10 protein-coding genes, 1 pseudogene and 1 riboswitch are annotated in these 15,932 nt (G+C 44.9%); of the genes and pseudogenes, 5 read left to right on the forward strand and 6 right to left on the reverse strand.

Annotated elements, in window-relative coordinates; translation table 11 throughout:
- Positions 1–221 precede the first annotated feature (221 nt).
- A complete protein-coding gene (locus NE536_RS17380) occupies positions 222–1,910 on the forward strand; it encodes an NAD-dependent malic enzyme (protein WP_261273465.1) in 1,689 nt (562 codons plus the stop codon).
- Between the two features lie 127 nt (positions 1,911–2,037).
- On the opposite strand, the gene NE536_RS17385 is transcribed toward NE536_RS17380, so the two are convergent.
- Both NE536_RS17385 and NE536_RS17390 read right to left on the reverse strand, forming a co-directional pair.
- Positions 2,038–2,472, reverse strand: a complete 435-nt coding sequence (locus tag NE536_RS17385) for a DUF3069 domain-containing protein (protein ID WP_006084096.1) — start codon at positions 2,470–2,472, stop codon at positions 2,038–2,040.
- A 36-nt stretch (positions 2,473–2,508) separates the two neighbouring features.
- Positions 2,509–3,033 carry a phosphatase PAP2 family protein gene (locus NE536_RS17390; protein ID WP_261273466.1) on the reverse strand — a complete coding sequence of 175 codons (525 nt, stop codon included), beginning with the start codon at positions 3,031–3,033 and terminating at the stop codon, positions 2,509–2,511.
- A gap of 156 nt (positions 3,034–3,189) precedes the next feature.
- Here NE536_RS17390 and NE536_RS22995 point away from each other — a divergent pair.
- Positions 3,190–5,113: pseudogene (locus NE536_RS22995) on the forward strand (diguanylate cyclase).
- Here the strand turns inward: NE536_RS22995 and NE536_RS17405 are convergent.
- On the reverse strand, positions 5,110–5,907 hold the full coding sequence (locus NE536_RS17405) for a substrate-binding periplasmic protein (protein ID WP_261273469.1): 798 nt from the start codon (positions 5,905–5,907) through the stop codon (positions 5,110–5,112). The pseudogene NE536_RS22995 and the gene NE536_RS17405 overlap by 4 nt on opposite strands.
- 175 nt (positions 5,908–6,082) lie before the next feature.
- On the opposite strand from NE536_RS17405, the gene queG reads away from it, so the two are divergent.
- Positions 6,083–7,285, forward strand: a complete 1,203-nt coding sequence (queG, locus tag NE536_RS17410; RefSeq protein WP_261273470.1) for a tRNA epoxyqueuosine(34) reductase QueG — start codon at positions 6,083–6,085, stop codon at positions 7,283–7,285.
- Positions 7,286–7,510: 225 nt separating this feature from the next.
- On the opposite strand, the gene metE is transcribed toward queG, so the two are convergent.
- Positions 7,511–9,781 (reverse strand): 5-methyltetrahydropteroyltriglutamate--homocysteine S-methyltransferase, encoded by a 2,271-nt coding sequence (gene metE, locus NE536_RS17415; protein WP_261273471.1) that lies wholly within the window; start codon positions 9,779–9,781, stop codon positions 7,511–7,513.
- Positions 9,782–9,981: 200 nt separating this feature from the next.
- Here metE and NE536_RS17420 point away from each other — a divergent pair, with 200 nt between their 5' ends.
- Positions 9,982–10,887 (forward strand): LysR family transcriptional regulator, encoded by a 906-nt coding sequence (locus NE536_RS17420; RefSeq protein WP_261273472.1) that lies wholly within the window; start codon positions 9,982–9,984, stop codon positions 10,885–10,887.
- A gap of 100 nt (positions 10,888–10,987) precedes the next feature.
- Here the strand turns inward: NE536_RS17420 and NE536_RS17425 are convergent, their stop codons facing one another.
- On the reverse strand, positions 10,988–11,716 hold the full coding sequence (locus tag NE536_RS17425) for an HDOD domain-containing protein (protein ID WP_226058180.1): 729 nt from the start codon (positions 11,714–11,716) through the stop codon (positions 10,988–10,990).
- A gap of 575 nt (positions 11,717–12,291) precedes the next feature.
- Here NE536_RS17425 and NE536_RS17430 point away from each other — a divergent pair.
- Positions 12,292–13,506: a hypothetical protein gene (locus NE536_RS17430; protein ID WP_261273473.1), complete on the forward strand. Its 1,215-nt coding sequence runs from the start codon at positions 12,292–12,294 to the stop codon at positions 13,504–13,506.
- 64 nt (positions 13,507–13,570) lie between these two features.
- On the opposite strand, the gene NE536_RS17435 is transcribed toward NE536_RS17430, so the two are convergent.
- On the reverse strand, positions 13,571–15,529 hold the full coding sequence (locus tag NE536_RS17435; protein ID WP_261273474.1) for a TonB-dependent receptor: 1,959 nt from the start codon (positions 15,527–15,529) through the stop codon (positions 13,571–13,573).
- 109 nt (positions 15,530–15,638) lie between these two features.
- Positions 15,639–15,871, reverse strand: a riboswitch (cobalamin riboswitch).
- Positions 15,872–15,932: the final 61 nt, after the last annotated feature.

The raw sequence follows: 15,932 nt of genomic DNA on the forward strand, positions 1-15,932 counted from the left end.
TCCGATTTAGCTATACCTAAAGTTGCTTAGGCATAAACAACAGCATAACAATTCCATCTGAAGTACCTCATAAATCCTGTTTAAAACAGCGGACTTTTTTACTGCTGCAAAAAAAACCACAAATACCTCGTTCCACGGACAACAAAGATCACATTTCATGATAACCTTACGTGACTTACAGCACGTATTGACCACTTAAACAATAACTCAAAAGGTTACCCATGGACGATAATAAACGCCCCCTCTATCTTCCGTTTGCAGGACCTGCCATTCTTGAAGCCCCACTGATTAACAAGGGCAGTGCATTTTCTGAAGAAGAGCGTATTTTCTTTAACCTCGAAGGCTTAGTTCCCTATGCCATTGAAACGATTGAGGAGCAAGCTTCCCGCGCCTACGATCAATTTAGAAGTTTCAACAACGACTTAGACAAGCATATTTACCTACGTAATATCCAAGACACTAACGAGACCTTATTTTATCGTCTAGTGCAAAATAACATCAGCGAGATGATGCCCATCATCTATACGCCGACGGTAGGTTTGGCTTGTGAACGTTTCTCGAAAAACTATCGCCGCAACCGTGGTTTGTTTATCTCTTATCCGAACAAAGATAGGATCGATGACATTCTCAATAACTCGACTCGCCAAAAAGTTAAAATCATCGTTGTTACCGACGGCGAACGTATTTTAGGCCTTGGCGATCAAGGTATTGGCGGCATGGGGATCCCTATCGGTAAGTTGTCACTCTACACTAGCTGTGGTGGCATCAGCCCGGCTTATACTCTGCCTATTACATTAGACGTAGGCACAGATAATCCGCAGTTGTTAGAAGATCCTATGTATATGGGCTGGCGCCATCCGCGCATCGGTGGCGAAGAATACGCCGAGTTTATCGAAGCCTTTATGCAAGCTGTACATGTGCGTTGGCCAGACACTTTGCTCCAGTTCGAAGACTTTGCCCAAAAGAACGCCATGCCGATCTTAGAGCGTTATAAAGATCGCTATTGCTGCTTTAACGATGATATTCAAGGTACCGCTGCCGTTGCCGTCGGTTCATTGCTAGCCGCTTGTAAAGCTGCAGGCACTGAATTAAATCAACAACGTATTGCCTTCCTTGGTGCAGGTAGCGCGGGTTGCGGTATCGCCGAAGCTATCGTGGCGCAAATGGTGTCCGAAGGGATCAGCGACGAGCAAGCTCGCACTCAAGTGTGCATGGTTGACCGTTGGGGCTTATTGTTAGACAACATGCCTAACCTGTTGCCATTCCAGCAAAAATTGGCGCAGAAATGCACCAATATCCAAAACTGGAGTAATTTCAGCGACAATATTTCGCTATTGGATGTGGTTAACAACACTAAGCCGACCGTGCTGATTGGCGTGTCTGGCGTACCGGGTCTATTCACCGAAGAAATTATTCGCGCTATGCACAGCCATTGTGCCCGCCCGATTATTTTCCCACTGTCTAACCCAACCAGCCGTGTTGAAGCGACACCAAAAGACATTTTGCATTGGACTTCAGGTCAAGCATTAGTCGCCACGGGTAGCCCGTTCGAGCCAGTTGTGGTCGATGGTGAAACCTATGAGATTGCCCAGTGTAACAACAGCTTTATCTTCCCAGGTATTGGCTTAGGTGTTTTAGCCTCTGGTGCCCGCCACGTTTCCGATGCCATGTTAATGGCCTCAAGCCGCGCACTTGCAGAATGCTCGCCACTGGCAATCGACGGTAGCGGCCCATTATTGCCGAAACTTGAAGATATCCACGCGGTCAGCAAGCACATTGCTTTCGCCGTAGGTAAAGTCGCAGTTGAACAAGGTTTAACGCTGCCAATGAGCGATGAAATCTTACAACAATCAATTGAAGGCAATTTCTGGAGTCCAGAATATCGCCGCTACAAACGCACTTCGTTCTAAACATAGCGTTGCCGCGATTTAAGTCGTGGCAAGCAGCTTTAACTCAACGTTTGTACCAGCAAAAAGCCCGTCACTGCAAAGTGACGGGCTTTTTGATTTTCAGACTCAGCGCTTATTTCAATAAAAACTAAGGCGCCATCACCTGTTTAAAGCTATTGAGCATAGAGCGATCGGTACGTGCTTTCTTCAACTTACGTAGACTTTCTTTGAGCGACTCATCGGCTAAACGGGTGAAGATACCGTTATATTCTTGCTCTTGGATCTCACCATCGGTATCGGCCTGCTCAGAAATCTCTTGGGCAACACGGCTCAACTGCAACCAAGCATTCGCAATATAAAAACCGTGGAATGCGGCTTGCTCCATAAGATTACGCGCGCTAGCAGGCAAAGATGCCCAAGCTTGGCTAAATTTGCCCTCTCTGTCTTCCAACAGTTCAGCGCACAGGCTTTGATATGCAGCCAATAATCCATCCGGAAGTTTTGCCATTGGCAGCACTTTATTCGCAACATTGTAAGAAATCTGCTCGGCAGTTTCACGGTAAACAGCTGATAATTCACTCATAAAAAATCTCGATTAACATTCATTCAAAAAATAGACTTAAAACTGACCACTCACATATAAACCATAAACGCCGTTACCTGCTATCGGTGTGACAGTAATTCCTTCATAGGGCTGAGTAAAATACCAACCCGCTAGTGCGCCAATTGCAGCACCCGCTAACACGTCTTCTAGGTAATGTTGATCGCTCTCCACTCGGGTATAGCCAACATACGATGCCGCGACATAGGCGGGTAAACCATACTGCCAGCCATAACGTTGCTGAATAAACGTCGCCGCCATAAAGCTGTCAGAGGTATGACCCGATGGGAACGAATCATCGCCACTACCGTCGGGTCTGTCTTTACTCACGCCATATTTTAGGCCTTCAACAATTAATCGACTCGATACTGCCGCCTGAATTAACTGCCAACTACCGTCGTAACCGTCTTCATAAAATAACGTCGCACCCATTGCCGTTGCGGGGAGCAATAAATGCAATACATCGCCCGAGGTTTCTAAATCTGAGCCCGCCCAGCTAGTGCCGCTCATCATGAGTAGGGCAGCACAAAGTAATTTTTTCAAGGGTGATTCCTTTTTTAGGATGATTTCCAAGGCGAAGTTTATACCTTGATAGCTAGCCGAATGCAAAATTGCGATACATCTATATTCAAAATGAACAAACAAGTTATGCTAAGCTGATTATTAGCTATTGATTTTAATGCGAACAGGAAACTTTTTTTGCTACGTCCATTCCGATACTTATCATGTACCTTGTTGCTGCTCTTACTGCCGCTCAGTCTCGCTATGGCAGAAGAAAAGACTCAGGTTGATAAAATATTTGAGAGATTTGAAAGCGGTGAACCCATGACCCGCGAAGCAATTAACAGCGATCTTGCGTTATTGAGCAAACTGATTGCAACCGACGATGTACTCCGCAATGAAAAGCTACAGCTACTAAAATGCTGGGATCAAAGTGCCGAAACGGATACAGACATAGCACAGGCAGTTAAGAATACGAGTCAAACACTCACCCTTATTCCACCAACGGCTTCCGCGCATTTCATCACCGACCTCATGCTTTGTCATTCTTGGTTTTTGCAGTTAAATGGTGATGTAGATAGCGCAATGGAAGGCTATAACCTCAGCGTTAAGCGTGCCTATGAGCATGAGGATCTTAAACTCATTGCCGACTCACGCAGCCTTCGCGGCGCTCTGTATTCCTATATTGGCGATTTTTCTGCGGCATTAGACGATCTGATAACTGCACAAGATCTCTACGAGTCACTGAATTTAACCGGCTGGGCTAACATCAATCTTGCCGATATGGCCACCAGCTTTAGACGTTATGGCGATCCCCAAAGTGCAATCCGTTACTACAATAAACTCAAAGCACTCTATTTAAAGAACAATAACCAAGAGCAGGCAATGTATGTCACCTCAGAAATAGGTCTGGCTTTAGATGAACTGGGTGAACATCAACAAGCTATTGATCACTTCTTGCTCAGCTATCAATACTTTAAGGAACATCAGCTAGAAAAAGTGGCCGCCACTATGGCGACGGACATTGCCTTTAGCTTAATCAAACTCCATCGTCTTAATGAAGCGGAAAAATATTTAACTGAAGCCGCAGCTGTGATTAGCGAAAAAGATTATGCCGCTTATAGCTTTATGAAACTCTTTACGGCCAATATCAAGTTTCAACAAGCACGTTATAAAGAAGCGCTTACCGAACTCGAACAAGGGGAAAAAGCCTTTCGAACTCTGTAAAATGATCGGGGACTCACCCAACTATTACAGCTGAAAAGTGATGTCTATGCGGCGATGAATAATTTACCTGCGGCCTATGGCGCACTGCAGGAATTTGTCGCCCTCACCAAAAAAGTCGATGACAACTCCTTCTCTCATCAAACCACAGAATTAAAAATGAAGTTTGACACCACTAGGATTGAATCTGAAAATCAGCGCTTGATTGAAAACCAAAACCTTAAAGAACAAGAACTCGCGCTGCTTGAGAAGAATAAGTCATTGCAACACATCATTTTATTATTGACGGGCTTTATCCTAACAATAGTGTCGATATTTGCGTATAAACAAGTGCAGAGAAATCGCCAATTACAGGTCATAGCCCTCACCGATTACCTCACCAAGCTCCCTAATCGTCGGCATATTTATGCCCAAGCCGCACAGTATTTTCAGCAAGCCTTAAAACAACAAAGCCCTTTTTCGGTGATTATCTTTGATGCGGACCACTTCAAGAAAATTAACGATAACTTCGGCCATGAGCTGGGCGATCGCGCCTTACTGACGATCGCAAGCGCAAGTCAAGCCCTAACGGGTAATAAAGATCTTATTGGCCGTATCGGTGGTGAAGAGTTTTTAATTCTCTTACCCAACACAGATGCTGAACGTGCTTGTGAACTTGCCCATCAGTTGCAAGCTCAAATTAGTCGTCTAGGCGCTGAGGATTTACCGGCTGAACTCAAATTGACCGTTAGTGCAGGTGTCGCACACCTTAGCGCCGCAGCCCAATAGTGACAACACCTATCAAGACAAAGACTTTGCCAGTCTACTGAAACGGGCTGACGACGCTCTTTATGAGGCTAAAAATGCGGGAAGAAATTGTGTTAAAGCCGCCAAAAATGAGGCTGCGAGAGAGAGTTAAACACTTTTATGCCAAAACACTTGATGCTGTAAGGGCGGTGGCAGAGCACCAAACCATGTCTGATATAAACGACTAAATTCCCCTGAGTCTTTCATTTTCTCAAGCTCTGTTTGCCAACTCGTGACTGTGACCGCCGAGGTCCCTTTAGAAAAAGCTAAGTACAGATTAATCTCAGATACGACATACACTTGGCGTATATCGGTCTCACTTGCGCCAACCTCTTCTAATATCTGCTTAACCGCAAGATCCGCTTGGCACCAGAAACGAATTCGAGAAAACAGTAACTGCTTTGCCGATTGCTGTGGAAAACTCGCCACCAGTAAGTTATCGACACCCGCTTGTTGTAACAGCTGTGCTCCAGCGGATTCTCGATAAACCCCGACAATATCTTTAGATTGCAGTTCAGCAAGTTGCTCGAGCACTATGGGATCTGCCGACCTCGCATACAAAGCAATTTTGCTGGTTGCAATCGGGCCGATAAAATCGAAATGATCTTCACGCTCGTCATTAATAGACGTCGCAAAAAGTAAGACATTCGCCGAAGTATTGGCAATCGAATACGCCCGTGCCCAAGGTAACACATCAATTTTTTCACTCTGGCCCAGTCTCGATTGCAAGGTATTGACTAAGTCCACCGCAAAACCTTGGGGAACGCCATCTTGCTCGTAACTCATTGGAGGCCAAGCTTCGGTCACCAATTTCAACTTGTCTGGCACCGCAAAAACAAGATTAGGCATCAGGCCTAATAAGCTCATCGCAAGAAAACACGCCCTAAGGGGAAACGCACTCAGCATACGGATACCAAACGGGAAACATTAAACCTAATCATAGACTCAATCCCTGCTGCAAATAAACATATGCCCAAAGAAAATAGCCTCTCATTCATGCTCACTGAGTAAACTCGTCCGTAACAAGTGAAAACTTGCTATCATATTGCCACCTAGCCAAGAGCCTCACTGCAATGAATCCATGTCGACTTTAGCCAATCAAATCCCCAACCAATCCTATGCCAGCACACTGTCGCGGCTTGCGCTGCAAATAAAAACGTGGGGAAAAGCACTCGGATTTGCGCAGGTTGGCATTTGCGATACGGATTTAACGGCTGAAGAAGCCAAACTCCAAGCGTGGCTGGACAAAGGGTTTCATGGCGAAATGGCGTATATGGCAACCCATGGCATGATGCGAGCTCGCCCGCAGGAATTACATCCGGGCACAGTGCGAGTGATATCCGTACGGATGGACTATTTACCACCCGAAGCTGGCTTTGCCACTAATCTCACCGATCCCAACTTAGGTTATATCTCCCGTTATGCGGGTGGCCGCGACTATCACAAGTTGATCCGCGCTCGGCTTAAAAAGCTGGGGGATCAAATCAGTGCAGAGTTAGTTGCGCTCGGTTTCGATGCCACCGATTTCCGTCCCTTCGTCGACTCAGCGCCCGTGCTCGAGCGCCCATTAGCCGAAAAAGCCGGTATCGGCTGGACAGGTAAACACTCACTCATACTCAACCATGAGGCGGGTAGTTGGTTCTTTTTAGGTGAGCTACTGATCAATTTGCCTCTACCTGTGGATATTCCCATTCAAGAAGGCTGTAACAGTTGCGTCGCCTGCATCACTTCCTGCCCAACAGGTGCAATCGTAGAACCCTATGTGGTCGATGGCAGACGCTGTATTTCCTATCTCACCATCGAGCTGCAAGGCGCTATTCCTGAAGAATTTAGGCCACTTATGGGCAATCGCATCTATGGCTGTGATGATTGTCAGCTCGTGTGCCCCATCAATCGCCAAGCGCCACTCACAGCAGAAACCGATTTCCATATTCGCCCTCAGTTAAAGCAGCCCGACCTTCTCAGCCTTTTTGCTTGGAGCGAGGCCGAATTTCTAAAGCAAACCGAAGGCAGCGCCATTCGCCGAATTGGCCATAAACGCTGGCTACGTAATATCGCAGTCGCGCTGGGTAACGCCCCCGCAAGCCCAAGCATTATTGCCGCACTTAACGCCCGCAAGGACAACGAAGATATCGATGAGATAGTGCGTGAACATATCGAATGGGCGCTCAATGCTCAGCAATCGCGCCTTGCCGACACCGCCGCAACTGAGCAGCAAAAAGCGCGCCGCAAAACCGAACGCATGGTGCGTATTATCGAAAAGGGTTTACCGCGAGATGCTTAAGGCGCCTTATACAATCAATGCCTATACCACTGATTAATAATCATAAAGCAAGAGTCGTTATTAGCTCAGCACGTCTATTGAACCTTGATATTAAACATTACCAACCGACCTTCGCGTTTCCCTTATTCGCAAAAAAGAAATGACAACGGATGCATAAGCATCCGTTGTCATTTTACTCCGTAAGCTCAATAAGCTCAGTTAAAAACTCTCACTCAAGCATAAATCCTATCCAAGGCGGCGACGCAGTTCGCGGGTAGCATCGACCATGTTTTTCAGTGCAGGTTCGACTTCATCCCAAGTACGGGTTTTTAGGCCACAATCTGGGTTGACCCACAGTTGACGCACAGGTACTTTCTGCGCGGCTTTCTCGATTAACTGCACCATGGTCTCCACACTTGGAGTGTTTGGTGAGTGAATGTCATACACTCCGGGGCCGATTTCATTTGGATATTCAAAATCTTCAAAGGCGTTGAGTAATTCCATCCGTGAACGCGAAGTCTCGATTGTGATCACGTCGGCATCCATGGCTGCAATCGCGGCAATCGTGTCATTAAACTCGCTGTAACACATGTGGGTGTGGATTTGAATCTCATCAGTCACGCCAGCAGCGCTGAGTTTAAAGGCATTCACCGCCCAATCTAAATAGGCTTGCCACTCACTTTGCTTCAATGGCAGACCTTCACGGAAGGCAGGTTCATCGATTTGAATAATGCCAATCCCCGCATTTTGTAAATCGACCACTTCATCACGAATAGCCAGCGCCAGTTGTGTCGCAATCGCATCGCGGCTGATATCTTCACGGGCAAATGACCAATGCAAAATCGTCACTGGCCCCGTCAACATGCCTTTTACGGGCTTGTCGGTAAGACTCTGGGCAAACTCAGCCCACTCGACTGTCATAGCTTTTGGACGACTCACATCGCCGTAAATCAAGGGTGGCTTAACACAACGTGAGCCATAACTTTGTACCCAGCCATTTTTACTAAAACCAACGCCAGCTAACTGCTCGCCAAAGTATTCCACCATGTCGTTACGTTCGGCTTCACCGTGCACGAGTACGTCGATACCCAGTTTTAGTTGGCGTTCGATAGTATCGCGGGTCACTTGCTGTAACTGCTCAGTATACTGAGCATCACTTATCTCGCCCTTACGCCAGCGGCTGCGTAATCCTCGAATAGCGGGTGTTTGCGGGAACGAACCTATGGTCGTAGTGGGTAACAGGGGTAAACGGTTTTTTTGCTGCTGCACGCTTTGGCGTACGCTGAAATCACTGACACGCTCGTAATCCGCAGTGGTTAATGCCGCAACACGCTCAATCACTTGCTTATCTGCAGCCTGCGCTTTGGCTTGACGACGAGCGATACAAAAAGCACTGATTTTTTGCGCTTCATCCGAATTAGGCGCCAACAATAATTGGCGAATTTTACTCAATTCCAACAGTTTCTGCTTAGCAAAGGCTAACTGCTTACGCAGCACAGGTAATAGTTTGACTTCAACATCTAAATCGACTGGGCTGTGCAGCAATGAACATGATGTGCCAATCCACAGACGATCGCCTAAATCACGCGCCACTGCGCCAATACGCTCAGCAATCAAATCGATTTCTGCCGCCCACACATTACGGCCATTAACCACGCCCACCGACAAAATTTGCTCACTGCGCAACGCATTTGCAAACACAGCCAGTTGTTCTGGCGCAGTAACTAAATCTAAGTGCAAACCAGCAACAGGCAAGGCAGATACTAGGGCTTGATGATGCACAATACCGCCATAATAACTCGCCAAAAGAACCTTGACGTTTACAGTGCTTAGCGTTTGATAAGTCTCTGCTATCGCTGCTTGCCACTGCGTGTCTAACTCTAATGCCAACACAGGCTCATCTAACTGTACCCATTCCACACCTTGGGCAGCGAAACGCGCCAAGATGTCAGCATAAGCAGTTAATAAATTAGACAATAAACTTAACTTATTGAACTCTTGACCCACAGTTTTAGCAAGGTGCAAGTAACTAACAGGGCCGAGTAGCACAGGTTTTGCTTTATAGCCTAGCGCTTGCGCTTCGCTGACTTCATCAAAAAACTGCTCGTAAGCAATCGAAAACTCTTGGTTTTGCGTCAGCTCTGGCACCAGATAATGATAATTAGTATTGAAATATTTGGTCATTTCAGAGGCTGGCGCATCTTGGCCTGTCGGCGCTCTGCCGCGAGCAACACGGAATAAGGTATCGAGATCGATAGCGCCTTCGCCGCGGTGGCGATCAGGGATGGCATTCAAGGTCGCACTCAGGGTTAATACTTGATCGTAAAAGGCAAAATCCCCCACGGGCACTTGCTCGATGCCCGCTGCGGTTTGCCACTGCCAATGGGTACGGCGCAGTTCACTCGCTACTTCACATAATTCGGCTTGAGTACTCTCACCACGCCAATATTTTTCTAAGGCAAATTTCAATTCACGTCGACGCCCGATACGGGGAAACCCAAGACTATTTAATTGCATACCCTATCTTCCTTTATTTGAGATAAGCCAAATTCGGCACTTGCACCCACCAGATTGTGTTCTCTTGGCACTTTTCAGTATTTCCGCCTTGATAAATAACAATGGGCGTCTGGACGTCTAGAAGTTTATTGTGTTAGTCTCTATTCCAGCAACCGAATTGATTTCAAGCACAACATGAGCGAAATTCACCTGGAGTGAACATGATCGAACTAAGACATCTGCGAACCTTAATGGCCCTGAAGGAAAGTGGCAGTTTGGCGGGCGCAGCCAAAAAACGTTTTGTCACTCAATCAGCCCTCTCCCACCAAATAAAGGAGTTGGAGCAAAGGATTAACTCGCCTATTTTTGTGCGTAAAAGTAAGCCGCTGTCATTCACCCAAGAAGGTGCGCGTCTGCTTCATCTCGCGGAAGAAATTTTGCCTAAGGTGCTAGAAACCGAGACAGATCTTAAGAATGGCCTTGAAACCGAAACCAATCATTTACGTGTCGGCATTGAGTGTCACAGCTGTTTTCGCTGGTTAATGCCTGTGATGGAGCAATTTAGACAAGAACATCCCCAAGCCGAGTTAGACTTGTCGAGCCGTCACTTGTTTGACTCGCTCAATGCCCTAGAAATGGGCGAACTGGATATAGTGCTGACCTCAGATCCTGTGCCTGGGCATTCACTCGCTTATCAGCATTTGTTTGATTTTGAAGTGAAGTTAGTGGTTGCTAGAGATCATCCTCTAGCAAAAGAAGCCTATGTCACCCCTAAGCAATTAGCGCATTTACCGATCATCAGCTATCCCGTACCACTGACGCGTTTAGACATCTATCGCCACTTTTTAGAGCCCGCAGGCATAGAAGCGGGTGAGCAGAAAACCTGTGATTTAACCATAATGTTACTGCAACGCATCGCCTGTAAAGACGGCATAGCCGCACTGCCGAACTGGTCGATAAATGAAGGACATGGCCTAAGCCTCACCACAGTGAAGCTAGGGCAAGAAGGTTTAAAACGTCCTCTATTTGGTGCCTATCGCCGCCATAGCGCCAACTCAGCCTTGATCCAAAATTGGTTACAACTGGTGGCGAGTGAAGGTTTATCCCGCCAGCAGAAGACAAATTAACACAGGTGAAACCTAACAAAAAAGCCTGCTGATGCAGGCTTTTTTAATGAATCTAATGACTATTTCATAGGATCAAACAGCGATTTAATGCATCGAAATATTACAGCGGATTCATCAACAGACCACGCATAGACAATACACGGCGCAAGATTAAACCAGGGGAATTCGAATTGCGGGTCTGACGCAAATTATGGGCAATCATAAACTCTTGGCGTAAGTCCTGATCTAAATCTAACGCTTCGAATGATTCTATGGTCAAAGTCTGCTGTTGATTATCAATCAATGACTTAATCACGCTTAAAGGAAATGATTGTTCGGCATTAGCATTTAAATAAGCAAATGCCGTGAGCGCGATAATTTGGCCGAACACACTGAACAGGGCCAAGGTTTGCACTTCATCTGCATCAACCTCGACACCTTCCATCTCCGCTAAACTGTCCACCGCATCAGTTGCAATATCTTCAGTCAATTTCCAATAACCTTGGACTAACTTTTTATAGGGCTGCGGTAGCTCATCGAGGCGTTCTTTCAGATAAAACGTAAAGGCATAACGATAGATATTCACTTGACCTAAGCGGATCAAAGCTTCTTTCAACGAGCGAGTTTTATGATTTTCCACTACAGCTGCCTGTGCGGAATTACTGCGCATTAGCATGTGCGCCGCCAATGCGGGATCGCTCGAGATAATGTCGATCACGTTACGAATGTCGCCTTCAGCAAGGATCGCTTTTTTGAGTGGAATTAAAATCCCTCTGCGGCCAATCACTTGCTCTTCGTTCGCTATGATAGCTCTAACTTGAGTAAAAACCTGTTGCTCAAGATCAGTCATAAGACACTTTACACCTGTTTATTAACAATAAGATGATTCGGTTACTCTTGATATCATACCAAAAATTAAAAGAATTTCAGTACTAAGTATCACATTAGTCTAACGATAATAATAAAAAAATGACTACCCTGTATGTAGCATCTAATGACGAAGCAAATTTAGTATATACAACGAAGGTAAGCAACGCCCAACAATTCTTATTCGCATTGCATTACCAATTCAAAAATAGGAATTAAAACAAAATATTCCCGCTGAATCGTAAACTTTTTAGGTCTCATTACCACTTATCTGCCAGATGCCACAGTATAAGTTAAGCAACACTTCTTCTGTAATGAATATATTTAGCACCAAAATCATGTGAATCTTGCCAATAGAAGGTAAAATAATCAGCACTTTACAATTAAAGCACAATCTGATATTAAGTGAAGCCTATCCTTATCAAAATTAACAAACAAACAATCCATTTGAAAAGAAAAATCAACTTAAGTATCATGGTTAAAATGTCGAGTTTTTTGCTCAAAGCACCGAAATAGTAAGCCGTTTTGACTGTTTCAGATAAAATATCGGAGAGAAACGTGAGATACAGTAAATTTACCATTGCTTTGTTGTGCTTGTGTGCAAGTAACTCGTATGCCATAGAGTTGATAACTGCAACCGAAAACCAAACAGTAAACCAAATCGAGCAAAAGTTTGAAATTGATAACTTGCTAATCTCTATTAATGATCGCTTATCTAATCATAAGAAAAGTGAATATGATTATGATTCACTATTAATAAACATTGAAAATGAAAAAGAAAATTATAATAAGGCAATATTGGCATTACCCAATGCTATTTTAACAGAAAGTGACCCAATCAACTATTTCAAAGGAATCGAAACCTTAGTAAAAAAAATTGATTCACTTGAAAAAAAATCAGTAGAAGACGAAATTAAAAACAAAGAGAACTATCAAGATATACTAAAACAATACGAAGTTATAAATACTCAGCGTGCAGAAAAAAGTGCGCAGCTTTTTACATTGAAAAAAGAAATTGTTAATCGAATTGTTACTGAACTATCTAGTTCTGATAGTGTTAAGTCCGTTGACCTAGAAAGCTCAATGACCTGCTCAAAATTCCAATCTATAAATGAGTGTTTAAAAGATACTGAAAAGTATACTGTTAAAAACACGATTAATTCAGATCCATTCCTCAGTGATAAAAGTGTACTACTATCATACAAAGTTATTGACGCAAGTATGAATATGAATGGTGAGCTACATTACAAAGTTAATATGACGTTTAAGCCGTCATATAACAATAAAATTGAATCATTACTCAATGAAAAACTGAGCCTTAAGTCCACGGTCATAACCCTTACGAGTAACGTTGATGCAGACTGGTATGTCGATGGCACTAAGGTTGGTACTGGTAAGAAAATTCACCCTGAAGTCACTCTAGGTAAACATGGTATTGTCGCAATATACAAAACCATGAAGAAATCAACCATTGAAACAGTAGAAACCAATGCTATTTTTAACTATAAATTTGGCAAGGTAGAAGATAAATCCGCTACTGATAATGAGGACATTAAGAGCATAGCGAATGTGTCTGCTGCAGAGGAGACTAAGTCTAAACAGACTAAGCCTAAATTAACTATGTATGCAAATAAAGAAGATAGTACATCGAAAGAAATTAATAGCAAAAATGAGACGACTGTCGATAACAGCGATAAAAATAGCTATGAATATTATCTTGGTATTAAACCGCTAAATAAAGAAGAACAAGATAAACAATTTAAGAGTAAATAATAGCAAAAAAAAGCAGCCTTTATATTGAGTTAAAGGCTGCTAAATTCGCTCATTTAGTCAGATATTAAAAACGATAACCAAGGGTTAAACGAATATCTCGACCTCGGCCAGAGTAATAACTATCACCCCAAAGGCCACCGTAATAGCCTGCGCTGACATAGTCTTTATCAAATAGGTTATCGATACGCAGGCTGGCAAGCCAAGCATCACGGTTGTAGTTCAAGGCTAAATTACCGAGCACGTAACTGGCCAGCTTATCGCCTTCATTACCGTTATCACCTTCCACAAAGCGATCACCCGTGTAGATAGCTTCGGCAAAGACTTGGAAATGCTCAGCAAAATCCATACTGACATATCCGCGCCCCGTGTGTTTTGCCACCCAAGACAGCTCCTTGCCATCATTATTACCGTCGGTAAATTCGGCATCGATATAGTTATACTCAAGCCCTAGTTGTACTGCTTTAGTCACCTGCCAATCCCAATCGGCACTTGCGCCATAACGACGTGAAGCGTCAGCATTGACATTTGCGCCATCGAAATTACCACCAATAGGTTTAGTGGCGCTTGAGTCATACACAATTTCATCTTCTAAATCGAGACGGTATAAGCTCACTCGTAGGGTTTGGCTAGCAAGAGTCCAATCCCAACCCGCTTCATAGGAGCGACCCGTCTGCGGCTTTAAGCCAAGTACACCAGGCGATGTATAAGCTTGCTCATCCACTTTGGCAAAACGGAAGTTATCATCAGCGCGAACATAAAGTCTGTGCTCAGCAGTTGGACGGTAATTTAAACCCAGTTCAAATGCGTGGGCATTTTCGTCTAAATCCATGCCATTAGGATAGACATTACCATCGACTAACTCGTCGGTCACCCGCGCATAACGACCACCCACAACGTAGCTTAAGATATGGCTTAAAGGCACTGTGGCTTGTAGATAGGCGCTTTGCATTTGCTGTACATTACTACGCGCCATAGTGTCAAAATCAGCCTTACCACGGCTGATGTCTAAACCTGTGACTAGGTTTAGCTCACCTTGACGCGTACTGTAGTTCGCTAACGCTTTAGGACTAAACATCAACAGTGAGCGTGTGTTACGGCTCTGTCCCCAGTTCAATGATGACACTAAGGTATCGCTGTAATCTAAATCCGCCGCCAGCGCCCAGTTTTGATTGAGCTGATGCTGGTAACCCGTGCGCGCCGCCGTAGTCATTTCATGGGAATATTGCTTATCGTTACCAGAGTAACGTGGGTTATCTTTAAATTGCTTTTCAGTCAGCGAGCCCGGATTTTCACGATCGTTGTCGTAGTAGCTAGTTTCAACAAAGAAGGAGTCTGTGGCCGTTTTATATTGAATGCGACCTAAAATCGACCCTGTTTCATTGGCATTATGCTTGCGGTAGTTGTCACCTTGGTTATAGCTACCAGTGAAAAAGTAACGCCAATCCTTGTTGATCGCGCCAGACACATCACCGCGACCTTCATAGGTATCAAAGCTGCCGCCGGATAACTGCACGCTACCACCAGTATTTTCAGGGGATTTAGTGACAATATTGATCACGCCGCCTACCGCTTGGTCGCCATAAAGCACACCCGCACTACCCGATAAAATTTCGATGCGCTCGACTTGGTTAAGCGGTATGGCATTAAGACTAGGAGCAGCGATATCGATATTATTGAGGCGACGACCATCAAGTAAAATCAGCGTGTTATTCACAGCAGTGCTGGCACTAAAGCCACGCATCGCAAAGCTAGTACCGATGTTATTATCTGAAATTTGAATACCACTTTGACCGCGTAAAACTTCAGTCACACTAGTGGCACCGCTCATTTCAATCGCCGCAGCGTCAATCACATTCACATTCGCGGCAATATTTAACGGGGTATTGTCAGAGCGGCCGATCACGACAAGATGCTCGTCGACTTTAGCTGTGCTGGTAGCGTCAGCCGCCATAGCGGGCGCGATAACGGAAAAACTGCAAAGGCTACCGATCAGCAGCGCGATTTTTGTTGGATTTGTTCCCATTTTACCTTTAACTCCTGCAAGGAAAACGAGGCATTAGCGCCACGATACAGTTCATTCAGTAAAAGATACTGACAGTGACTATCGCATTTTGAGATCTGCCCACCGAAATCTCAAAAACACCTTTAGGGCCGGTCTCCGGACTTAGGCTATGTTAATCCGTAAAAATAGAATTAACGCGAGACTGACCTTTAACATTCTGACTATCGGGTTCTGTCTTGAACACACCAATCAAACGCGGTCTTCTCTCACCTTTTACCGTTGCGGGGGCAGTGCCAGAATTTCACTGGCTTCCCGATTATCTCGCGGCTTTCGCACGCAAGCACCTCAGAAGGTTGACTAAAAATTTGATTCATAGGGCACAGCCATCAATAAAACAGCGATACTCCCTTAAGGCTCAGCACAT

The sequence above is a fragment of the Shewanella septentrionalis genome (assembly GCF_025370265.1).
Taxonomy (GTDB): domain Bacteria; phylum Pseudomonadota; class Gammaproteobacteria; order Enterobacterales; family Shewanellaceae; genus Shewanella; species Shewanella hafniensis.